At 61.9% G+C, this 21,583-nt stretch carries 15 protein-coding genes, 1 tRNA gene and 1 pseudogene; 9 read left to right on the top strand and 8 right to left on the bottom strand.

What is annotated here, in order from left to right; genetic code table 11:
* The first annotated feature begins 252 nt into the window (after nucleotides 1-252).
* Nucleotides 253-327, top strand: a tRNA-Gln gene (locus FH041_RS08705).
* Nucleotides 328-483: 156 nt separating this feature from the next.
* On the opposite strand, the gene FH041_RS08700 is transcribed toward FH041_RS08705, so the two are convergent.
* Genes FH041_RS08700 through FH041_RS08690 form a run of 3 tightly spaced genes read right to left on the bottom strand, consistent with a single transcriptional unit; the run spans nucleotide 484 to nucleotide 5,605 of the window.
* The gene (locus FH041_RS08700; protein WP_027914628.1) at nucleotides 484-2,871 is read right to left on the bottom strand and encodes a hybrid sensor histidine kinase/response regulator; all 2,388 of its coding nucleotides are present in this window, start codon (nucleotides 2,869-2,871) and stop codon (nucleotides 484-486) included.
* Nucleotides 2,872-2,884: 13 nt separating this feature from the next.
* The gene (locus tag FH041_RS08695) at nucleotides 2,885-3,343 is read right to left on the bottom strand and encodes a response regulator (RefSeq protein WP_027914629.1); all 459 of its coding nucleotides are present in this window, start codon (nucleotides 3,341-3,343) and stop codon (nucleotides 2,885-2,887) included.
* 15 nt (nucleotides 3,344-3,358) lie between these two features.
* Entirely contained in the window at nucleotides 3,359-5,605 is a 2,247-nt protein-coding gene (locus tag FH041_RS08690) for an ATP-binding protein (RefSeq protein ID WP_028686948.1), read from the bottom strand.
* Nucleotides 5,606-5,869: 264 nt separating this feature from the next.
* Here FH041_RS08690 and FH041_RS08685 point away from each other — a divergent pair, with 264 nt between their 5' ends.
* The 7 genes and pseudogenes from FH041_RS08685 to FH041_RS08655 all read left to right on the top strand — a co-directional run bounded on the left by FH041_RS08685 (nucleotide 5,870) and on the right by FH041_RS08655 (nucleotide 12,198).
* Nucleotides 5,870-6,397, top strand: coding sequence for a spore coat U domain-containing protein (locus FH041_RS08685; protein WP_257225424.1), 528 nt, complete (start codon nucleotides 5,870-5,872; stop codon nucleotides 6,395-6,397).
* Between the two features lie 28 nt (nucleotides 6,398-6,425).
* Nucleotides 6,426-6,962: a spore coat U domain-containing protein gene (locus FH041_RS08680; RefSeq protein ID WP_027914632.1), complete on the top strand. Its 537-nt coding sequence runs from the start codon at nucleotides 6,426-6,428 to the stop codon at nucleotides 6,960-6,962.
* Nucleotides 6,963-6,980: 18 nt separating this feature from the next.
* Entirely contained in the window at nucleotides 6,981-7,514 is a 534-nt protein-coding gene (locus tag FH041_RS08675) for a spore coat U domain-containing protein (RefSeq protein ID WP_023536078.1), read from the top strand.
* 3 nt (nucleotides 7,515-7,517) lie between these two features.
* Nucleotides 7,518-8,021 carry a spore coat U domain-containing protein gene (locus FH041_RS08670; protein WP_049696184.1) on the top strand — a complete coding sequence of 168 codons (504 nt, stop codon included), beginning with the start codon at nucleotides 7,518-7,520 and terminating at the stop codon, nucleotides 8,019-8,021.
* 39 nt (nucleotides 8,022-8,060) lie between these two features.
* A complete protein-coding gene (locus FH041_RS08665) occupies nucleotides 8,061-8,837 on the top strand; it encodes a molecular chaperone (RefSeq protein ID WP_104926065.1) in 777 nt (258 codons plus the stop codon).
* Nucleotides 8,838-8,936: 99 nt separating this feature from the next.
* Nucleotides 8,937-11,233 (top strand): annotated as a pseudogene (locus FH041_RS08660) (fimbria/pilus outer membrane usher protein).
* Nucleotides 11,230-12,198, top strand: a complete 969-nt coding sequence (locus FH041_RS08655; RefSeq protein WP_027914636.1) for a spore coat U domain-containing protein — start codon at nucleotides 11,230-11,232, stop codon at nucleotides 12,196-12,198. Before FH041_RS08660 ends, FH041_RS08655 begins: the two are co-directional and overlap by 4 nt.
* A 14-nt stretch (nucleotides 12,199-12,212) precedes the next feature.
* Here FH041_RS08655 and FH041_RS08650 read toward each other — a convergent pair whose 3' ends face one another.
* From FH041_RS08650 to FH041_RS08635, 4 genes are all read right to left on the bottom strand, one after another.
* Nucleotides 12,213-13,361 carry a M14-type cytosolic carboxypeptidase gene (locus tag FH041_RS08650; protein ID WP_028686953.1) on the bottom strand — a complete coding sequence of 383 codons (1,149 nt, stop codon included), beginning with the start codon at nucleotides 13,359-13,361 and terminating at the stop codon, nucleotides 12,213-12,215.
* Nucleotides 13,362-13,446: 85 nt separating this feature from the next.
* On the bottom strand, nucleotides 13,447-13,911 hold the full coding sequence (locus FH041_RS08645; protein WP_028686954.1) for a nuclear transport factor 2 family protein: 465 nt from the start codon (nucleotides 13,909-13,911) through the stop codon (nucleotides 13,447-13,449).
* 191 nt (nucleotides 13,912-14,102) lie between these two features.
* On the bottom strand, nucleotides 14,103-14,597 hold the full coding sequence (locus FH041_RS08640) for a DUF934 domain-containing protein (protein WP_027914639.1): 495 nt from the start codon (nucleotides 14,595-14,597) through the stop codon (nucleotides 14,103-14,105).
* Entirely contained in the window at nucleotides 14,581-16,233 is a 1,653-nt protein-coding gene (locus FH041_RS08635; RefSeq protein ID WP_027914640.1) for a nitrite/sulfite reductase, read from the bottom strand. Before FH041_RS08635 ends, FH041_RS08640 begins: the two co-directional genes overlap by 17 nt.
* 211 nt (nucleotides 16,234-16,444) lie before the next feature.
* On the opposite strand from FH041_RS08635, the gene FH041_RS08630 reads away from it, so the two are divergent.
* Nucleotides 16,445-17,527: an ABC transporter substrate-binding protein gene (locus tag FH041_RS08630; RefSeq protein ID WP_028686955.1), complete on the top strand. Its 1,083-nt coding sequence runs from the start codon at nucleotides 16,445-16,447 to the stop codon at nucleotides 17,525-17,527.
* A 290-nt stretch (nucleotides 17,528-17,817) separates the two neighbouring features.
* Here the strand turns inward: FH041_RS08630 and metH are convergent, their stop codons facing one another.
* Nucleotides 17,818-21,525, bottom strand: a complete 3,708-nt coding sequence (metH, locus tag FH041_RS08625; protein ID WP_027914642.1) for a methionine synthase — start codon at nucleotides 21,523-21,525, stop codon at nucleotides 17,818-17,820.
* Nucleotides 21,526-21,583 lie beyond the last annotated feature (58 nt).

Here is a 21,583-nt window from a genome sequence, read left to right as displayed (position 1 = left end):
CCTCCTTGGGGCATGACAGTGGCGATAACCATTGGAATGAAGGTTTGCGATTGCGTTGACGAGAAGGGGCAGGAATGCGACGAACGGTAGCGCTCAACCGCTGCTGAAGACTAACTCGCTGTTTTTTGGTAATTTTTTTATCAGAGGGCTTCCCAAACCCAAACATTGTTGATAAAGTGCCGCGCATTCCAAGACAACAACGCGTTGTCAGTTACTTGGAATCTTCAGAGCAGCTTCAGCTGCATCCGATACAGGGGCGTCGCCAAGCGGTAAGGCAGCAGGTTTTGATCCTGCCATGCGTTGGTTCGAATCCAGCCGCCCCTGCCATTTTTCTACATTTCTTTTTCAGTGCATGGGCTACCAGCGCTGAATTCGTCGTTTCTGCGATTCGGGATTTTTTGGCGGGTGGCCTTTGATCGAGAGGCGCATCGTGTCATGCGCCTCCTCTCAAAAGCCGCGCGGGGCGGACCATGGTGCTCTGCGTCAGGTCGCTGTACCCAGCATCTCGTTCAGTGCCCTGGCGAGTTCGTCAGCTTGTACTGGCTTTTGAATGACCAGGCTGTCGGGCAGGTCCAGCCCTTGGAGCTCTGCATAACCCGTCAGGAACACCACGCGCAGCTTGGGGTAGCGCTCTCTCGCCGCCATGGCCAGCTGAGCGCCATTGAACTCAGGCATGGCGAAATCGGTAAGAAGCAAGTCGATATCATCGTCCAGCAGTGCCAGTGCCTGCTCCCCACTGTGTGCCTGGCGAACCTGATACCCATATTGGCGCAGGACATCGCCCAGCATGTCGCGCACCAGATGGTCGTCATCCACCAGCAGCACGTTACGGTTGTAACCGCTTTCGGTGATGGTATGGGTCAATGGCAGCGGTTCCGGTTCGCTCGCGACCTGGTCCTTCACCGCAGGCAAATAGACGGCCACTTCGGTACCGCTGCCCGGTGCGGTATCAATGCGCACACCGCCGCCCGACTGCTTGGCAAACCCGAAGACCTGCGCCAGGCCCAGGCCAGAGCCCTTGCCGATATCCTTGGTGGTGAAGAACGGTTCAAAGACCTTGGCCAGTACCTCTTCGCTCATGCCGCACCCCGTGTCACGGATGCTCATCATGACGTACTCGCCGGGGTCCGGATCTTCCGGGCGGCGTGGCAAGTCGTCAATGCGCGTATTGCGCGTGGACAGGGTCAATTGCCCACCCTCCGGCATGGCATCGCGGGCGTTGATCGCAAGGTTCAGGATGATCATCTCGGTCTGGGTCGGGTCTGTAAGCGCCTGCCAGAGCGATTTGTCCAGATCCAGGCGTACGGAGACATTGCCGCCCAGGGTGCGGCGTAGCAGTTCTTCGAGGCCATCAAGCGTGCGATTCAGGTTCAGCGGCACGGGTTCGAGCCGTTGGCGCCTGGAAAATGCCAGCAACTGCGAGGTCAGCTTGGCTCCGCGTTCACCCGCTTCCCTGATATGGGTAAGCCGGGTTCGTGCCTTCTCGACATCGGCCTTTACCAGGTCGCGCTCCAGAAAGCTCGCCCCGGTCAGGATCACGGTCAGCAAGTTGTTGAAGTCGTGGGCCACGCCCGCGGTAAGCTGGCCCACCGCCTCCAGACGCTGCATCTGTTGCAGGGCGGCCTCGATACGCTCACGCTCGCTGATTTGTTCACGCAGACGGGCGTTGGCTTCAGCCAAGCCCATTGCAGTTTCACGTTCGCTGGTAATGTCCCGCGCGACTACGTAGAGCAGGGTGTCTTCGGGTACCACGACCCATGACAGCCAGCGCTGCTGGCCGCCTGCGTGGAGAATCCGGCCCACGAAACGGGCACTGGTGCGTCCATGGGCCAGCGACGCCAGTTCGGTCAGCAGCAGTTCCTGATCCGGCTCCGGCAACAGGTGCAGCAACGAAGACTGGCTCAGGCGTTCCCGCGAAAGGCCCAGGCTGGCTTCCCAGGCCGGGTTGAGCGCCACCGGTGTCAAGTCGTGGTTGAGCACGGCCAGCAGGTCCTGGGAGAGCTCCCAGGCACGATCGCGCTCACGGGTACGTCGCTCGACACGCTCGCCGAGCATTTCATTGAGTTGGCGCAATGCCTGAGTGGCCACGCGCTGGGTGTGAACATCCTGAAGAACGCCTGAAAAACGTACGCACTTGCCGTCGACGAACTGGCTCTGGCCACTGCTCAGCACCCACCGGGGCTCCTGGCCATCGGGCGGCACGATGCGAAATTCCATGCGATAGTTGCCGCCACTGTCCGGAAGCATGGCCAGGTTGACAGCTTTGCGAACCATCTCGACGTCGTCTGGATAGATGCCAGCGTAGAACACCTCCAGGCTCATCTCGGTGTCCAGCGGCAGGCCAAACAACGCCTTGCAGCGTTCATCCCACGCCAGCAACCCCTCCTGAGGTCTCAAGTCCCAGGTCCCCATGCCCGCAGCGGTGATAGCGATGCGCGCGCGGGCTTCTACCTCAGCCAAGGCCTCCTCGGCACGGCGTCTGCGCTGGCGCTCCTGCACCTCGGTGAGAGCACGGCGCACGGCTTTGGGCAGCAGCGGCAGGTTTTTCTTGAGCACGTAATCGGTGGCGCCCAGGCGGATCATCTCTACCGCATGTTCCTCTCCGTAGATACCGGAGAGGAAAATGAAGGGCACATCAGGGGCCAGGCGCTGGGCGATCGAAAGCACTTCGGTGCCCGATGAGCCCGGCAGTACGCAATCACACAGAATCAGGTCATAGCGCCCTTCGCGAAGGGCATGCTCGACGCCGTTGTGATCGAAGACCAGGTGAGACTGGATGCGCAGCCCGCTACGCTCGAGGCGCATCAGGGTGAGCTCGGCGTCCATCGAGCTGTCTTCGACCATCAGTAGGTTCAGCGGGGTAGACTGCATCGTGGTGCAGGCCTCAGTTGCCGCGACGGTTCAAGCGCAACGAGCCGGGTGGTGGCTCGTTGAGTACTGCCCAAAAGATGCCCAGGTCGGAAATGGCGGCAACGAATTCCTTGAACTCGACGGGTTTGACCACGTAGGCGTTGACGCCCAGTTCGTACGCGCGCAGCAGGTCGGGTTCTTCGCGGGACGAAGTCAGCATCACGGTCGGAATACTGCGCAGCTCCGGGGAGGCACGCAGCGCCTTGAGTACTTCCAGCCCATCGACTTTCGGCAGCTTGAGGTCGAGCAAGATCACGGCAGGGTTGCCGTCGTCGCGGTCAGCGTAGGCCTCGCGGCGCAACAGGTAATCCAGGGCATCTGCGCCGTCACGCAGCACGATGACTTCGTTGGCCAACTGGCTACGTTCCAGGGCCAGGAGCGTCAGCTCCAGGTCTCGAGGGTTGTCCTCGACCAGCAGGATGGGTTTTAGCATGGTAAGTGCGGTGCCTCAGTGCGTCGCGGATGGGCGCGGTAATGTGAAATGAAAACTGGCGCCTTTGTCGATCTGGCCTTCGGCCCAGACACGGCCATCGTGCCTTTCAATGATGCGGCGAACACTGGCCAGGCCGATGCCCGTACCTTCGAAATCCTCCATGCGATGCAAACGCTGGAAGACGCCGAACAGCTTGTTGGCATAGGCCATGTCGAAGCCCACGCCATTATCCCGGACACAGACCTCGGTCTCGGTTGGATGCTGCACTGCGGTGATCTCGATACGGGCAGGTGTACGTCCACGGGTGTATTTGATGGCGTTGGCCACCAGGTTGTTCAATGCCAGGTTGATGAATGCCGGGTCACCGTAGGCGCGGGGCAGCTGCGCGACGTCCCAGATGATCTCACGCCCGGCGTAGTCGGGTGCCAGTTCGGCGCGAATGGCTTCGACCAGCGCGTTGAGGTCCACGTCCGACATCCGCAGGGCAGAGCGACCCATTTGCGAGAAATGTAGCAAATTGTCGACCAGGTTGCCGGCAAAATGAGCAGCCTCGCCGATGTGTTGCAAGAACCGCTTGCCACGTTCACTCAGACCGGCGCCTTCCATTTCGCCGAGCAACTCCGTATAGCCCGCGATGTGGCGCAGGGGCGCACGCAGGTCGTGGGAAACACTGTACGAGAAGGCCTCGAGCTCCTTGTTGGAGCGGCGCAATTCGTTGGCCATCTGCGCCAGCTCTTCAGCCTTGCGCAGCACGATACCCAAGACCGCAGTACGCAACTCCATGACGCCATCGATGACCAGCGGGTCCCACGGTGCGCAATAGCCATGCAGTTGCTCCTGCCAGCGTTCGAAACTATGGCGAGGTGCGAGGTTGCCTAGCGGTGCGACTTCCTTGGTGGGCTGCCCAGCCCATTGGACGGTGCGCACCTGCTCAGGCCGGAACCACAGCAGGTAGTGCGAGTGAATTTTAGAGATGGCCACTGCCAGCACGCCGCCGGCATGCTCGGCCAGTTCGGGCAGCTCGCTGACGTCACGGCGTACATTATCCGTCTGGAATACATCCTCACCTTGGCGGGCCAGCCAATGTACCAGCGCGTTGACCTGCGCCTCTGGCGGGGTGATGCCGACCCGCTCGCAGTACTCGGCTGAAATGATCGCAGCGCCTTGGGCGCCTGCAAAGGCCATGAGTACATCGGGCAAGGCGCGCAGGCCTTCGCTGACACTGTCATGGTCGGCCATGGACGAAATCATCCGCACGATGTACTGGCGAAGTTCCAGTAACTGACGGGTGCTGGCGTGGGCTTCACGGGATTCGATCTGCAACGACAGTACGCTGGCCAGCAGCTCGCAGGCGGTACGCGTGCGCAGAGCCACTGGTCTGGGTTGTGCATGATGGCACGAAATGAGCCCCCACAGCTGGCCATCCACCACGATGGACAAGGACATCGATGCCAGCGTATCCATGTTGCGCATGTATTGCAGGTGCACGGGCGATACGCTACGCAGGCTTGTGAAGCTCATGTCCAGCGGGTTGCCAGTGACTGGGTTGAGCGGCGGTAACAAGGGTGACGACTGATAATTGGCATCTTCGATGACGCGGATGCGGTTGACCCGATAGAGCTCACGCGCCTGACGCGGTATATCCGAGGCAGGGAAGCACAGGCCCAGGAAGCTGGGATAACCCGGGTCGGCAACCTCGGCCAGGACCTCACCGTTGCCATGGGCGTCGAAGCGATAGGCCTTGACCCGTCCGAAGCCGGTCACACGCTTGAGCTGAACCACGGTCTGCTGCAGCAATTCCTCCAGGCTACCCGCTAGGTGCAGGCTGCTGACGAAGGCGCGCACCAACGGGTAGTAATCACCCTGGGCAGTCAGGTCCTCGGGGACTCTGGGTGGCTCGAGCTCGACGATCAGCACACCGTCATGCCTGTGTGCCAGCAGATGAAGCTCCTCTCGGTAAGGTGCCCTGTCGTGCAAGCGCACATCACCGATATGGAATGGAAAGGCTTCGTCTTTGGGCAGCCGCGCCAGGTGCTGGCGCATGTCGAAGCCAGCCTGGACGATCTCGTCGAAGCTGCAACCGAGCAATGTTTCGGCAGGCCTGCCCAGCCACTGCACGATGTTTTCACTGACCTGCAGGATGTGCAGATGCTCGGGATCGAGCACCAGGACAAACCCGTGAGGCTGGATGCTACCCGGCACTTGAATGGGCTCCTGAGCGCAGCGTTCGATCGCCTGGGCAAGTGTTTGGTCGGTAGTCATCGAAGAAAACGCTCCTGTCGTTTGGGACCTGCATGCCGCATGGGTCTGGGGCAGGATGGTGGCGATACACCCTATCAGAATATCGCTAGGCCTGCCTTGCTTTGGCGGTCAAAACGCATCTCGCATGTAAGCTGCCAAGCACTTTCAGGTATTGCCACAGCCGTTAGTGCTTTTTTGCTAATACCAAAAAACAGGCGTGTCGAACGGTTTGAGGGTAAGCCCGCTGCTAATCTTGAAAACAGTGTGAATGACAGGGACGCTGACGTGAACAAGCACGCGTTTGCCGCGCTCTTGGGCCTGCTGCCGCTGGGCACTGCTCTGGCGGCAGATTTTCTGGTCGAAGTGAGGGTGTTGGTAGAGCGCGGTTGCATGCTCGTCAACCCTGCCCGGGAGGCGGGTGCACAAGCACTCGGGCGCATCGACTTTGGCGCAGTGTCACGATTGGATGGGCCGCAGGCCCCTCGAAGTGGGACGCTGTTGGGGCCCTCTGTACCCCGCCTGGCGTGTAATCCGGACACGCCTTACCAGGTACGTGTGGACGCCGGCCAGCATGGTGGGAGCGGGGCCGTGCGGTTCCTGGCTATCTCAGGCTCCGGTGCCAGACCCATTCCCTACCGGCTGTACCGGGATGCCGCCGGACGCCAGCCGTTGATGGTCGATGAGCCACAGTCATCGCGGGTCCCTGGCAGCGGCCAGGTCGACCTGCCGTTGTACGCGAGGCTGGACAAGCTGGCCTGGGCCCCTGAGACAGGGCGGTATACCGACCTGCTCAAAGTGACGGTCACCTGGTAGGTAAACCCATGCACAAGGATGTGAAGCTGTGAACCGATCATCAATGCTGCTGCTGACGCTCGGCCCGTTGCTCATACCGGGCGGCGCGGCGCATGGCACCACCACCGGCTTCATCCAGGCGCAACTGATCATCAGTGCTGCTTGCCAGATCAGTAGTGATGAAACGCAACCTGCGACACTGGCCAACCCTGGATTGATGGATTTCGGTGCCCGCGGCCCCAACTGGGAAGAACCTGTTCGCAGCCGGGTAGATGACGTTGGCACCCAAGGCCGCTTGCAGATTAGTTGTACGCCTGAGGTGCGTGCATTCAAGGTGAGTATCAACGCTGGCATGAACGGCGATGACGGAATACGTCGCCTGAGCAATGGGCGCGAACTGATCCCGTACCAACTGGCTGTCGATCCAGCGGGCCGCAGCCACTACCCGGTCGGCCAGGCTCGGCCCTTTGTCATCAACAGCACTCGGCAAATGCCTATTCCCATTTACGGCGTGCTGGTCGCACAGCCTCGTGCGCTACCCGCTGGCCTTTATCGCGACACCCTCAGAGTGACCCTGGACTGGTAACCCATCAAGGAGATATCGATGCGAACCCACCTCTCACGCTGTATCCTCGCCGGGCTGGGCATGGCGCTGGCTTCCCAAGCGCCGGCAGCCACCGTCACAGGTACCATCAACTCGACACTGACCCTGATTGCAGCTTGTCAGGTCAACGGCAGTTCTGGCACCTCAGGCCTGAATTTCGGCAGCCTCAACTTCGGTACTCAGGATGCCTTGTTCGGTACGGCCAACGCGCAGGTACTCGGCGGCAGCGGCGGGGCACTGAGCGTGCTGTGTTCCGCGGGCACGGTGCCCGCCATTCGGGTACGCGCAGGCGCCCACGATGGCCAGTCCACCGGTGGCACCCGTGCTCTGGCAGACGGCGCCGGCAATTTCGTTCCCTATGACTTCTATACCGATGCGGGGCGTACGCAGTTGCTGGCCATCGACGGCACGATCACATTGCCGACCAGCACCGGGGTAGCGCAAACCGTCAATCTCTATGGGCAAGCGCGTGGCAAGGCCGGGTTGCCTGCGGGTGTCTATACCGACACCGTCGCCGTCGAGCTGACGTTCTGAGACATGCGCGTCTGGCGTACAGGGAGCGTTGCCGGCTGTCTGCTGATGCTGGCTGGCCCGCTGGGTGCAGCCACCACCAGTACCTTTGCGGTGAACGCGCAGGTTGTCGCCGGTTGTCTGGTCACAGGGGGCGCCACGCAGTACGGCACCCTGAACTACGGTACGCAGTCGGCCTTGTCCACGGCCGTGTTGAGTACGGCATTGGGCGGTTCGAGCGTGTCGCTGCAATGCACGCCTGGGGTCGTGTTGAGCATGAGCCTGGATGCTGGCCAGAACGCCAACGCAGGCATGCGAAACCTCAAGCGTACGGGAGGCACGCAGGTAGTGCCCTACCAGTTGTACCAGGATGCTGCATTGGCGCAGGGCATCGGCATTGGGCAGAACGTGAACGTGAGTTATGCCGACCCTGCAGCTGTAAGGTTGCCTGTCTACGGAAGGCTTCAACTACCCGGAACGGTGCCTGCCGGCACCTATACCGACGTAGTCCAGGTGACATTGACCTGGTGACCGGTCGATTCGCCAACATACCGTCCCAGGGAGGGCTACATGAGAGCACGCAGCAAATGGATCCGGGCCTTGTTACTGCTGTGCAGCGTGGGTGGCCAGCCGGCGTTGGCCGCCACGTCCGTACTGATCTGGCCCATCGACCCTGTATTGGAAGCGGGGCAGAAGGCTGGGGCGCTGTGGCTGGAGAATCGCGGCACAGTGGCGGCAAGCCTTCAAGTGCGGGTGTTTGCCTGGCGTCAGGGCCGCTTCGAGGAGCAGTTCAGCGCGCAACGTGAAATCATCGGTAGCCCTCCGGTGGCCACTGTCGCACCCGGTCAGAAGCAACTCATTCGCCTGACCCGCACCGGTGCGGCACCCGCCGGCCAGGAACAGGCCTACCGCATCATCATCGATGAGATTCCGCCAGCAGTGCCAGTGGACAAGGCCGAGGCCGGCACCACGGCCGCGATTCGCCTGCAAATGCGCTACTCGGTGCCGCTATTCGTTTACGGGGAGGGCCTCTGGGGTCGCCCGGACCCGAACGGTGAGCGCAACGAGCAGGGGGTAGGCAAGCCGCAGCTGACCTGGCAGCCGGTCATGGTTCAGGGCAAGCCGTATATCGAGTTGCGAAACACTGGCCCTGTGCATGCACGCCTGACCGATGTGGTGGTGCAGCAAGGCAACCAGGCCAAGCCTGTTGCAGAAGGACTGCTGGGCTATGTATTGCCTGGGGCCAGCATGCGCTGGCCGGCGCCGCTGACCGTGGGTGCCGGGGGGGTACTCAAGGGGCGGGTCAACGGCCAGGGTGAGGCGACCGTCATCAGCCAGGGCCGGTAAGTCAGAGGCAAGTCACGGGGCCAGGGAGGGCCCGACAATGGTCAGGACCGATGCGTGAAGAGGTTCGCGACGAAGCGCCTGGGGTTTCTGGGGCTGGCCCTGGCCGGCTCAACCCTGGTGCTGGCGGACGACCTGCCGCCGCCCCCCACGGAGCTGTCGGCGGTTGCCGATGCCACCTTGTACCTGGACCTCACGGTGAACCAGATGCCTAAGGCTGAATTGGTGCCGGTGCAACAAAGAGCCGGGCGCCTTTACATAGACAGTGAGGTGCTGCGTGCAGCAGGCCTTGCGCTGCCCGGCGACCCCTCGGGCGACGTGGCGCTGGACGCCGTTGCGGGGATGCATGCCGAATATAACAGCCAGAACCAGCAACTGCTGCTGGATGTGCCCCAGGCTGGTTGCCGGATCAGCAAGTCGGTGAGCGCACGCTTTACCCGCCTACCGATGCGCGCAGCAGCTTCGGTGCCGTGTTCAATTATGACCTGTACCTGAACGATACCGACGACAGCGGCACCTACCTCGCCGCCTGGAATGAGCTGCGCGTGTTCGACAGTTGGGGCACCGTCTCCAGCACGGGCCAGTGGCGGCATTCGTTCAACGGTGTGACACGCAGTGGCACGGGGGATGGGTTCCTGCGTTACGACACCACCTGGCGCTTCACCGACGAGCAACGGTTGCTGACCTTCGAGGCCGGCGACCTGATCACTGCCGCCTTGCCCTGGAGCAGCTCGGTGCGCGTGGGTGGGCTGCAGCTGTCCAGGGACTTTGCCGCCCGGCCAGATCTTGTGACCTACCCGTTGCCCGCCTTTGCAGGCGAAGCGGCCGTGCCAACGTCCCTTGAGCTTTTCATCAATGGTTATCGAACCAGCACCACCGAATTGCAAGCCGGCCCCTACACCCTGACCAACGTCCCTTTCATCAACGGTGCTGGCGAGGCAGTGGTGGTGACCACCGACACCCTGGGCCGGCAAGTCTCCACGACCCTGCCGTTCTACGTGACCAGCAACCTGTTGCAAAAAGGTCTGACTGACTACGCGGTGGCAGCCGGCAGCCTCAGGCGAGACTACGGGGTGCGCGACTTCGGTTACGGCCCAGGCGTGGCTTCGGCCAGCCTGCGCCACGGTCTGAGCGACACCTTCACGCTGGAGGCCCATGCGCAAACGGCCGAGTCCCTGATGCTCGGCGGCCTGGGGGCGAACGTGCGCTTAGGGCAGTTCGGGGTGCTCAATGCTGCGCTTGCTCAAAGCCGTTTCGAAGGTAGCCAAGGTCAGCAAACCGCCCTGGGTTATCAATACAACAGTCAACGCCTGGGGTTCAGCTACCAGCGCCTGCAACGCCATGGCGATTACGCCGACCTGACGCGCATCGATCGGCGCGACATGCAACTTAGCAGGAGCAGTGAGCAGGTGACGCTGAGTCTGAACCTCAACCAGTACGGGAATCTAGGCGCAGGTTATTTTGATGTGCGTGCAGGGGACGGCACCCGCACGCGTTTGATCAACCTCAGTTACAGCAGACCGCTATGGGGCAACAGCAGCGTTTACCTTTCTGCTAACCGAGAGGTCGGTGATCGCCAGTGGGCGATGCAGGCGCAGCTGGTGATTCCGTTCGACATGACCGGCACCCTGGCCTTGGGCATCGAACGCACCAAAGAGGGCCAGCACCAACAGCGGGTCAATTACAGCCGGGCCGTTCCAGTGGGCACCGGGGTGGGCTACAACCTCGGGTATGCCACCGGCAGCGATCGCAGGGCTTACCGCCAGGCCGATGCCACCTGGCGCCTGCAATCGGTCCAGCTGCAGGCGGGTGTCTACGGCAGCAGTGGAGAAATGACCCGTTGGGCCGATGCCAGCGGCTCGATCGTGTGGATGGACGCCGGCCTGTTCGCGGCCAACCGCATCGATGATGCGTTCGTCGTGGTCAGCACCTCCGGTTACGCTGATGTGCCCGTGCGCTACGAAAACCAGCCGGTAGGCCGCACCGACAAACGTGGGCACCTGCTTGTGCCCTATAGCAGTGCCTACTACCGGGGCAAATATGAAATAGACCCGATGGATTTGCCGCCTGACATTCTGGCACCGCAGGTGGAGCAGCGCGTTGCCGTGCGCCGCGGCAGCGGTTACCTTCTCGACTTCGAACTCAAGCAGGTGCGAGCAGCCAGCCTGGAACTGGTGGATGGCGATCAGCGACCGCTGGGCCTGGGGAGCCGCGTCAGGCACGTGCAAAGCGGCGCGCAAGCCGTGGTGGGCTGGGACGGGCTGGTCTACCTGGAAAATTTACAGCCCACTAATCGCGTGCAGGTCGAACTGGCGGGGGGAGGGCAGTGTGAGGTCGATTTCGTCATGCCAGAAAGCACAGGTTCGATCCCGTTAATCGGGCCGTTGGTGTGCAAGTGAACCGTCACCAGGCATGGCTCTGCGCAGGGTTTCTAGTATTCTGCGCAGAGCCTGCCCAGGCCAAATGCGCGTCGGTGGCCACCGCGCCAGCCTTGTTCGGTGCCCTCAATTCGACGCAGGTACGCACAGCCGTGCAGACGGCGTCCACAACCAACGCCGGCCTGCAGTGCAATGGCACGGTGTTGAGCGTGCTCAGCAACACTGACTCATTCAAGCTGACGGTACAGCCGACCACGGGTGGACTGCTAGGCCCCACGGGAGATGTCATCCCGTACACGCTCTACGCCGACGCCACCACCAACTTCCCCATCAGCCGAGGAGTTGCTTTCGAATATGGACGCACGGGCATCCTCGATCTGCTGGGTTTGCTCAACGGTACGCCCAAGACTGTGCCGTTGTACCTTCGTACCCAGATCGGGAGTAACGTGGCGGCAGGTCTCTATCAGGAAACCCTCCGGCTGGATTGGACCTGGAACTATTGCGAAGGGCTTTCGCTGGGCGGGTTGTGCATCGGGAGGGATACCGGATCAGGCACCCAGTACCTGACCGTCAGCCTGACGGTGACCAATGATTGCCAGATCGTTACGCCGAATATCAACTTCGGGTCTGCGCCTGTGGTCAGCGCCTTCGCAACGGTCAGCCAGAGCCTGAGCGTCTCCTGCACCAAAGGCAGTGCCTACAGTGTCGGGCTCAGTGATGGGCAGAACGTGCTGAGCGGACGGCGGCGCATGAAGTCGGCCGCCAACAACTACCTGGCGTACGACATCTACAAAGGCGCAGGTACCGTTCGCTGGGGCGCTACCGGCAGCGCCAGGCGGGCCAGTGCCGACGCCGACGTCAACCCAGGCGTTGGCACTGGCACTGGCAGCCAGGTATTCAACTACAGCGCCCGGGTCTATACCGATCAGCCTACGCCGCCGGCGGCCAGCTACTCGGACAGCGTCGTACTGGACGTACAGTTCTGAGGGACAAGGCAGGCTCAGCGCAGGTCGTCTACCATCGCGGCGAGCGTATCCAATACGGCGCTCGCCAACGCCTTGGAGCGCAGGCCTGACCAGCCCGTGTGCGGGTCGGGGGCATCGTCGTGGTCCTTGAAAGGCATCTCCAGGGTCAGCGACAAGCAGTCGTGAGCCATCCCCACGGCATTGCATGCCAATGTCGTGTTGGCCTGGCCAGGCGCGTCGCGGGTGTACCCGTGGGTGGTCTGGAAGTCTGCCGTCAGGTTCATCAGTGTGCTGCGAAAGGTTTCCTCCAGGTGGGCGAGGCGGGCGGTGTAACCTGGGTTGCCCTCGCATGCGGCAGTGAACACATGGGGGATTTCTTCATCCCCGTGCACGTCGATGAAGGCGTCCACGCCATGCTGCTTCATCTGCGCCTGGGCAAAGAACACTTCCGGAGTGAGCTCGACATTGGCGTCCTGCCAGGCGCGGTTCAGGTCCTTGCCGGCGTAATTGGTGCGCAAATGGCCCAGGAAGGCACCATCAGGGTTCATGTTGGGAATCAGGTACAGATCAGCGCGCTCCAGCAGTTGCTGGACAGTGGCGTCACCCGCTTGCACGCGGTCGATCAGCCCCTCCATGAACCATTCGGCCATGTGCTCACCGGGATGCTGTTGGGCGATGAACCACACTTTGCGCTTGCCCGCCGCGCCGTCGCCTGCGCGCAGTAATGGAATATCGCGACCCTGGACGCTGCGACCGCTGGCCAGCAATGTGAAGCCCGGGAGGGCGAGCGCCCGTTCGATCAATTGATTGTGGCGTGCACGGGGATAGGGCTCGAAGTAGGCGAACCAGACCTGCGCTTGCTGCGCCGTGATCTCGAAGCTCAGTGCACTGCCATCGAATTGGCTCGGCACCCGAAACCAGGTCTGCTGGTCGTAGGAGGCCACGGCGTTGTAGCCACTCCAGGCGTTCTTGTAGGAAGAGCCAGCGGCGTTGTCGAGGCTGAACCGATGGTTCTGCCCAGGCGTCAGTCCGCTGGCGCGAAAGTGAAACCACTGGTAGTGGCCACTGTGGGTATCCGGCCGGATGGCGAGGCGGACCTGGGCAGGATTGCTGGCGTCGATGACTTCGATGTTGCCAGAATCGAAGTCGCAATCGATATGCAGCGGTGACAGCGTCACGGTCATGGGGCGGGCTCCTTGGCGGTGTTGTTGTGCCAATACTGTACACCGCTTGCAGGCGTCGTCGCGCCTCCGTGCGCCTGGCCTTGGTTCAGAGCCCCAACTGGCTCAGGCCAGGATGGTCGTCAGGCCGTCGACCTAGCGGCCAATGGAACTTGCGCTCGCTTTCTGCGATAGGGTGCTCGTTGATGCTCGCGTGCCGATAGTGCATCAGCCCGTCCGGGGCGAACTCCCAGTTCTCGTTGCCATAGGCCCGGTGCCATTGCCCGCTGTCGTCACGGTACTCGTAGGCATAGCGCACGGCAATACGGTTGTCGGTGAAGGCCCAAAGCTCCTTGATCAGTCGGTATTCAAGCTCGCGATTCCATTTGCGGGTCAGGAAAGCCTCAACCTCGGCTCGCCCGCGGGGAAACTCGGCGCGATTGCGCCACACGGTATCAGGGGTATAGGCCAGCGACACCTTGGCAGCATCGCGGCTGTTCCAGCCGTCTTCGGCCAGGCGGACTTTCTCGATGGCGCTGGCGCGGGTGAAGGGTGGCAGGGGTGGACGGGACATTGCTCGACTCCTCGGCATGAATGTGTCCGAAAAGCGTAGCGTGCCAGGGGCAAAGCGAGAATCATCACCGGGCAGACTTCACAATTGCGTCGGCGACAACAATGTCGATGTGTACGCAGACCCGGTGTGATCGGGTTTGGGCACTGCCCGCCACAACCGTGTCTGGTGCACGGTCGTGACGAACAAATGGCTCAGCGCCGGCGGAACAAGGGCAGCGGCTGGTCCGTGGCACCCTGATAGGTGACCGAGAAGTCCTTCAGGCCCTGCAGGGCGTCTTCAGGGTCCTTGTCGGCGCGGATGGCGAATGCATCGAACCCACAGCGGGCCATGAAGAACAGCTGGTCGCGCAGCACGTCACCAATGGCGCGCAACTCACCCTTGTAGCCGTAGCGGTCGCGCAGCAGGCGGGCATTGGAGTAGCTGCGCCCGTCCGTGAAGGCAGGGAAGTTCAGGGCGATGACCTGGAAGTGCTGGACGTCCTCGCCAATTTCCTCGGCCTCCTGATCGCTGTCCAGCCAGATGCCCAGACCACCGTCGCGGGCTTTCAGGGCATGGGCATGGTCGCGCCACATCTGCAAGGGCACGATGTAGTCGTCGCAGTTGGTCAGTTCGTCGAACGAGGTTTCCTTGGGCAGCAGGTGCCAGGTTTCGTCGACGATCTGGTTGTGCTTAATGATTCGCTGCATACACGCGTTCCTTGAAGGGGTCGATGCCGATGCGTTGGTACGTGTCGATGAAACGCTCTTCTTCGGTGCGTTGTTCGACGTAGACGGCGATCAGCTTCTCGATCACATCAGCCATGTCGTCCTGGGCGAACGAGGGGCCCAGGATCTTGCCGAGGCTGGCGTCGCGCGCGGCGTTACCGCCCAGCGATACCTGGTAGAACTCTTCGCCCTTCTTGTCCACGCCCAGAATGCCGATATGACCCACGTGGTGGTGCCCGCACGCGTTCATGCACCCGGAGATGTTCAGGTCGATCTCACCGATGTCGAACAGGTAGTCCAGGTCGTCGAAACGGCGCTGGATGGATTCGGCGATGGGGATCGATTTGGCGTTGGCCAGGGAGCAGTAGTCACCGCCTGGGCAGCAGATGATATCGGTCAGCAGGCCGATATTCGGGGTGGCGAATCCGCTCTCGCGCAGCTCCAGCCACAGGGCATGCAGCTGGCGTTGCTCCACGTCGGCCAGGATGATGTTCTGCTCGTGGGAGGTGCGCAGGAAGCCGAAGCTGTAGCGTTCTGCCAGGTCGGCCACGGCGTCGAGCTGCTTGTCGGTGAGGTCACCTGGAGCAACGCCGGTGGGCTTGAGCGACAGGGTCACGGCCACGTAACCAGGGCGCTTGTGGGCACGGGTGTTGCGTGAGCGCCAGCGCGCGAAGCCTGGGTGTTCGCTGTCCAGGGCGCTGTAGTCGACATCGTCCAGCGCCAGGTATTGGGGGTCGACGAAGTGACGCGACACGCGCTGCACTTCCGCCTCGGTCAGCGTGCTGCTGCCGCCACGCAGGTGGACCATTTCGGCCTCGACCTTTTCGGCGAAGACTTCAGGTGTCAGGGCCTTGACCAGGATCTTGATCCGCGCCTTGTACTTGTTGTCCCGGCGACCGTAGCGGTTGTAGACGCGCAGGATGGCGTCCAGGTAGCTGATCAGGTCCTGCCAGGGCAGGAATTCATTGATGAACGAACCGACCACCGGCGTGCGACCCAGCCCGCCTCCGACCAAAACGCGGAAGCCCAGCTCGCCAGCGTCGTTGCGCACCGGCTCAAGACCGATGTCGTGCACTTCGATGGCGGCGCGGTCCTGTTTCGAACCGTTGATGGCGATCTTGAATTTGCGCGGCAAGAAGGCGAATTCCGGGTGGAACGTGGTCCACTGACGGACGATCTCGCACCAGGGGCGCGGGTCGATGACTTCATCGGCGGCGACGCCTGCGAACTGATCGGTGGTGGTGTTGCGCAGGCAGTTGCCGCTGGTCTGGATGGCGTGCATCTGCACGGTCGCCAACTCGGCCAGGATGTCGGGAATGTCTTCCAGGGCCGGCCAGTTGAACTGAACGTTCTGGCGGGTGGAAATGTGCGCATAGCCCTTGTCGTAATCGCGGGCGATCTTGGCCAGGGTACGCACCTGTCGGGCATTGAGTTGGCCATAAGGAACGGCGACACGCAGCATCGGCGCGAATCGCTGAATGTATAGGCCGTTCTGCAGGCGCAGCGGGCGGAATTCTTCCTCGCTCAGCTCACCGGCCAAGTAACGGCGGGTCTGATCACGGAACTGCTTGACGCGGTCCTCGATGATCCGCTGATCGTATTCGTCATATACGTACATAAAAGTCCTGTCTCAGGCATGCAGCTATTCGCGCGCACGGCCGCGCACTCCGGTTCGGAGCCGGGGCACCATAGCAGGTTGTATTTATGCGCAAAAGTGATGTTTTTGCATATGAAAAGAACCAAACGAACTATGTGAGACTGACTGCCATTTATGCGCTTGTCCTGACCCGGTGGGTATAATCCTGGGTTTGCTTCAGAGACCTCAGCCTATGCTCAAGGCCCTGTGCCACTGCCTGTGCCTGTGCTTCGCCCTGCCATTGACCGCAGGTGCGCAGCCGGTGTCGGTGGTTTTCCTCAACCCGGGCTCGCCGGGCGAGACGTTCTGGGCCAGCTACAGCCGATTCATGCAGTCCGCTGCCGATGAACTGGGCATGGACTTGCGTGTGGAATATGGCGAGCGCCGGACCGATCTCGCCCTGAGTCAGGCCCGGGCTGCCCTCGATGGGCCCAGGCGACCAGATTACCTGGTACTGGTGAACGAACAGTACATCGCCCCCGAGATCATGCGCCTCTCGCAAGGGGCGGGGGTCAAGCTGCTGTTGGTCAACAACGGCTTGACGCCCAGCCAGGCACGGGCTGTGAGCGCCCGGCCTGACAAATTCGCTCAGCCGTTGGGGTCTCTGACCACCAATGACGAACAAGCCGGGTTCCAGATGTTGCGCGAGATGATCGCGCAATTGCCTGCCGCAAGCGGTCCAGTGGATCTGGTCGCGTTTTCAGGCGTGAAAACTACGCCTGCCTCGCAGCGCCGGGAAGACGGCATGCGCCGCGCCTTGGCCGACTTCCCCCAGGTGCGCTTGCGCCAGGTGGTATACGGCGGGTGGAGCCGGCAGCGCGCCTACGAGCAGGCGCGGTTTCTGCTCGAACGTTACCCGCAAACACGGCTTGTATGGTCGGCCAATGACGAGATGGCCTTTGGGGCCATGCAGGCGTTCGAGGAGGCGGGGCTCAAGCCAGGCAAGGATGTGATGTTCAGTGCGGTGAACAGCTCGGGTGAGGCATTGCGTGCGCGTCTGGACGGACGCTTGAGTGTCCTGATGGGCGGGCATTTCAGCCTTGGGGGCTGGGCCATGGTCATGCTCAATGACGATGCCCACGGCCTGCCGTTTGGCCGCGATGGCCTGCGCGACTACAGCCTGCCTGTGTTGCAGAGCATCGACCAGGCCAAGGCCGGGCAATGGCTCAAACGACTGGAGCTGGCCGACTACGGCGTGGACTTCAAAGCGTACAGCGCCATAGGGCGTACGGCTGGCTATCAGTATCCGTTTCTCACGTCACCGGTCGAATACTGAGAAACCCTGCTTGAGCAAAGGTCTTTGCTGGTCTTAACTGCCGATTGTGCGGTGCATTCCCATAATCACTAGAAGAGGCAATGCCATGACCAACCCAACGAAGTTGCGCAAGCCCGGCCATAGCGTCGATACCTGGGCAATCCTGTGCCTGGTCGCGCTGGTCGTCATCACGGCGGTGTATTGGGGCACTCACCCGTAATCCTGCCTACCGATTACACGGCGCAGTGGCACCCACGCGCCGTATTTCCAGCTGCCCCTCTCGGGAACAGCTGGACGGACCCAGTTAAGCCTTAGCTGTCATACCCCAGGTTCGGCGCCAGCCAACGCTCGCTGACACTCACGGGTTGACCTTTGCGGGTGCTGTAGCTCTCGATCTGATCCTTGTCGACCTTGCCCACCGCAAAGTACTGCGCCTGCGGGTGGGCGAAGTACCAGCCGCTGACAGCCGCGGCCGGGAACATCGCGTAATGCTCGGTCAGGAAGACGCCACTGGGGCCCGTTTCGCCGATGGCACTGCCGTCGAGCAGGCGGAACAGGGTCTCTTTCTCAGTGTGGTCGGGGCAGGCCGGGTAGCCCGGCGCCGGACGGATGCCACGGTACTGCTCCTTGATCAGCGCCTCGTTGTCCAGCTGCTCCTCCCGGGCATACCCCCAGTAGTCTTTGCGCACCTGCTCATGCAGCCATTCGGCGCAGGCCTCGGCCAGGCGATCGGCCAGGGCCTTGACCATGATCGAGCTGTAGTCGTCGCCTTTGTCCTGATAGGCCTTGGCGACTTCTTCGGCACCGATACCCGCCGTGGTGATGAACCCGCCGACGTAGTCGGTCACACCGCTGGCCTTGGGCGCCACGAAGTCGGCCAGCGACCAGTTGGGCTTGCCGTCGGGCTTGATGGTCTGCTGGCGCAGGTGGTGCAAGGTCGCCAGCGCAGCGCCGTCTTCACCGTACACCTCGATGTCGTCATCGGCCACTTGGTTGGCAGGCCAGAAGCCAAACACCGCGCGAGCACTGATGAGTTTTTCGTCGATGAGTTTGTCGAGCATCTCGCGGGCGTCCGCGTACAGGGCGGTCGCCGCCTCGCCAACGACTTCGTCAGTGAGAATTCGCGGGAACTTGCCTGCCAGGTCCCAGGAAATGAAGAACGGCGTCCAGTCGATATATTGGGCCAGGGTGCGCAGGTCGATGTCATGCAGGACCTTGGTACCCATGAAAGAGGGTACCGCTGGCTGGTAGCCGGCCCAGTCGTACTGGGGTTTGGCTGCCACTGCCTGGGCATAGGTGAGACGCTCGGTCCGGGCGCTGCGGTTGGCCGTGCGCGCGCGTACCTCTTCGTAGTCCTGGCGTGTGCGTTCGACGAAACCTGACTTGAGCTCCTTGGACAACAATTGAGTCGCCACACCCACGGCGCGGGACGCATCGGTCACGTAGATCACGGCGTCATTGCTGTACTTGGGCTCGATCTTCACGGCCGTGTGAGCCTTGGAAGTGGTAGCGCCGCCAATCATCAACGGCAGCTCGAAGCCCTGGCGCTGCATCTCGCGCGCCACATGCACCATCTCGTCCAGCGACGGTGTGATCAGGCCCGACAGGCCGATGATGTCGCATTTCTCGTCACGTGCCGTCTGCAGGATCTTCTCGGCGGGCACCATCACCCCCAGGTCAACGATGTCGTAGCCGTTGCAGCCCAGCACCACGCCGACGATGTTCTTGCCGATGTCGTGCACATCTCCCTTGACCGTCGCCATTAGAATCTTGCCCTTGGCCTCGGGCTTGTCACCTTTCTCGGCCTCGATGAACGGGATCAGGTGCGCAACGGCCTGCTTCATCACCCGGGCCGACTTGACCACCTGGGGCAGGAACATCTTGCCTGCGCCGAACAGGTCGCCGACCACGTTCATGCCGTTCATCAAGGGGCCTTCGATGACCTCGATCGGCCGTGCACATTGCTGGCGGCACGCCTCGGTGTCCTCGACGATGAACGCCGTGATGCCTTTGACCAGCGCATGCTCCAGGCGCTTTTCCACCGGCAGCGAGCGCCATTGCTCGTTCTCGACTTCCCGCGTGGCACCGCCGCCCTTGTAGTCGTCGGCAATGGCCAGCAGCGCATCGGTGCCCTGGGGCGTGCGGTTGAGTACTACATCTTCAACCTTTTCCCGCAACTGCGCCGGGATCTCGTCGTAGATTTCCAATTGACCGGCATTGACGATGCCCATGGTCAGGCCGTTGGCGATGGCGTGGTACAGGAACACCGAGTGAATCGCCTCGCGCACCGGGTTGTTGCCCCGGAACGAGAACGACACGTTGGACACCCCGCCCGAGGTCAGGGCGTGGGGCAGGTGGTCGCGGATATAGGCGCAGGCCTCGATGAAGTCGACTGCATAGTTGTTGTGTTCCTCGATGCCGGTGGCGACAGCGAAGATGTTCGGGTCGAAGATGATGTCCTCGGCAGGGAAGCCAACCTCGTTGACCAGGATGTCGTAGCTGCGCTTGCAGATTTCCTGCTTGCGTGCGGCGGTATCGGCCTGGCCGACTTCGTCGAAGGCCATGACCACCACGGCGGCGCCATAGCGCTTGCACAAGCGGGCGTGGTGCTTGAACTGCTCAACGCCTTCCTTCATGGAAATGGAGTTGACGATGCCTTTGCCCTGGATGCACTTGAGGCCGGCCTCGATCACCTCCCACTTCGAAGAGTCGATCATGATCGGCACGCGCGAGATATCCGGCTCACCGGCGATCAGGTTGAGGAAACGGACCATGGCCGCCTGGGAGTCGAGCATCCCTTCGTCCATGTTGATGTCGATGACCTGGGCGCCAGCCTCTACTTGTTGCAGCGCCACTTCCAGGGCCTCGGTGTAGTTTTCCTCGCGAATCAGTCGCGCGAACCTGGCCGAGCCGGTGATATTGGTGCGCTCACCGACGTTGACGAACAACGACTGGCGATCGATGGTAAAGGGCTCCAAGCCCGAGAGGCGGCATGCCTTGGCGATCTCCGGGATTGGCCGTGGTGGGTACTTGGCCACCGCCTCGGCGATGGCCTGGATGTGCCCAGGGGTGGTGCCGCAGCAACCGCCAATGATGTTCAGGAAGCCACTGGCGGCGAACTCCTCGACCACTGCCGCCATTTCCGCCGGGGTTTCGTCGTACTCACCGAACGCATTGGGCAAGCCCGCATTGGGGTGTGCCGAAACGTGGGTGTCGGCCTTGCTCGACAACTCTTCCAGGTAAGGACGCAAGTCCTTGGCGCCCAATGCGCAGTTCAGGCCCACGGATATCGGCTTGGCATGCCGGACCGAGTTCCAGAAGGCTTCGGTGGTCTGTCCGGACAGCGTGCGGCCGGAGGCATCGGTGATGGTGCCGGAAATCATGATCGGCAGCTCGATGCCATCATCTTCGAACACCTGCTGCACGGCGAAGATAGCGGCCTTGGCATTGAGAGTGTCGAAGATGGTTTCGATCAGGATCAGGTCGGCACCACCCTCGATCAGCCCGCGGGTAGCCTCGATGTAGTTTTCCACCAGCGCGTCGAACGTGACGTTGCGATAGCCGGGGTCGTTCACATCGGGGGAGATCGAGCAGGTCCGGCTGGTCGGGCCGAGCACGCCCGCCACGAAGCGCGGTTTGTCAGGGGTTTCCAGCGTCTTGGCATCGGCCACTTGGCGGGCGATGCGCGCGCCTTGCACGTTCAATTCATACACCAGCGATTCCATGCCATAGTCGGCCTGGGAGATCTGGGTGGCATTGAAGGTGTTGGTCTCGAGGATATCGGCGCCCGCGTCCAGGTAGGCCATCTCGATGGCGGCGATGATATCGGGGCGGCTGAGCAGCAGCAGGTCATTGTTGCCTTTGACGTCGCTTGGCCAATCGGCGAAGCGCGTGCCACGATAGTCGGCTTCCTCCAACCGGTAGCTCTGGATCATAGTGCCCATGCCGCCATCGAGAATCAGGATGCGCTCTTTAAGTGCTTGTTGAAGTGCGTGAAGACGAGCGCTGCGGTCGGACATATGAACTACCTGGTCGGGCGGAAATCAGAAAGTGCTGAATCATAACAAAGCTGCACGG

The sequence above is a fragment of the Pseudomonas sp. SWI7 genome (genome assembly GCF_006351945.1).
Taxonomy (GTDB): domain Bacteria; phylum Pseudomonadota; class Gammaproteobacteria; order Pseudomonadales; family Pseudomonadaceae; genus Aquipseudomonas; species Aquipseudomonas fulva.
Note: the sequence above shows the minus strand (reverse complement) of the source record. Positions and strands in the feature narration are given on the sequence as shown.

What these genes read in the sequence shown, in the direction of transcription:
- FH041_RS08700 (WP_027914628.1), bottom strand. Translation starts at nt 2,871, where the DNA reads ATGCAGTCTACCCCGCTGAACCTACTGATGGTCGAAGACAGCTCGATG.
- FH041_RS08695 (WP_027914629.1), bottom strand. Translation starts at nt 3,343, where the DNA reads ATGCTAAAACCCATCCTGCTGGTCGAGGACAACCCTCGAGACCTGGAG.
- FH041_RS08690 (WP_028686948.1), bottom strand. Translation starts at nt 5,605, where the DNA reads ATGACTACCGACCAAACACTTGCCCAGGCGATCGAACGCTGCGCTCAG.
- FH041_RS08675 (WP_023536078.1), top strand. Translation starts at nt 6,981, where the DNA reads ATGCGAACCCACCTCTCACGCTGTATCCTCGCCGGGCTGGGCATGGCG.
- FH041_RS08670 (WP_049696184.1), top strand. Translation starts at nt 7,518, where the DNA reads ATGCGCGTCTGGCGTACAGGGAGCGTTGCCGGCTGTCTGCTGATGCTG.
- FH041_RS08665 (WP_104926065.1), top strand. Translation starts at nt 8,061, where the DNA reads ATGAGAGCACGCAGCAAATGGATCCGGGCCTTGTTACTGCTGTGCAGC.
- FH041_RS08650 (WP_028686953.1), bottom strand. Translation starts at nt 13,361, where the DNA reads ATGACCGTGACGCTGTCACCGCTGCATATCGATTGCGACTTCGATTCT.
- FH041_RS08645 (WP_028686954.1), bottom strand. Translation starts at nt 13,911, where the DNA reads ATGTCCCGTCCACCCCTGCCACCCTTCACCCGCGCCAGCGCCATCGAG.
- FH041_RS08640 (WP_027914639.1), bottom strand. Translation starts at nt 14,597, where the DNA reads ATGCAGCGAATCATTAAGCACAACCAGATCGTCGACGAAACCTGGCAC.
- FH041_RS08635 (WP_027914640.1), bottom strand. Translation starts at nt 16,233, where the DNA reads ATGTACGTATATGACGAATACGATCAGCGGATCATCGAGGACCGCGTC.
- FH041_RS08630 (WP_028686955.1), top strand. Translation starts at nt 16,445, where the DNA reads ATGCTCAAGGCCCTGTGCCACTGCCTGTGCCTGTGCTTCGCCCTGCCA.
- metH (WP_027914642.1), bottom strand. Translation starts at nt 21,525, where the DNA reads ATGTCCGACCGCAGCGCTCGTCTTCACGCACTTCAACAAGCACTTAAA.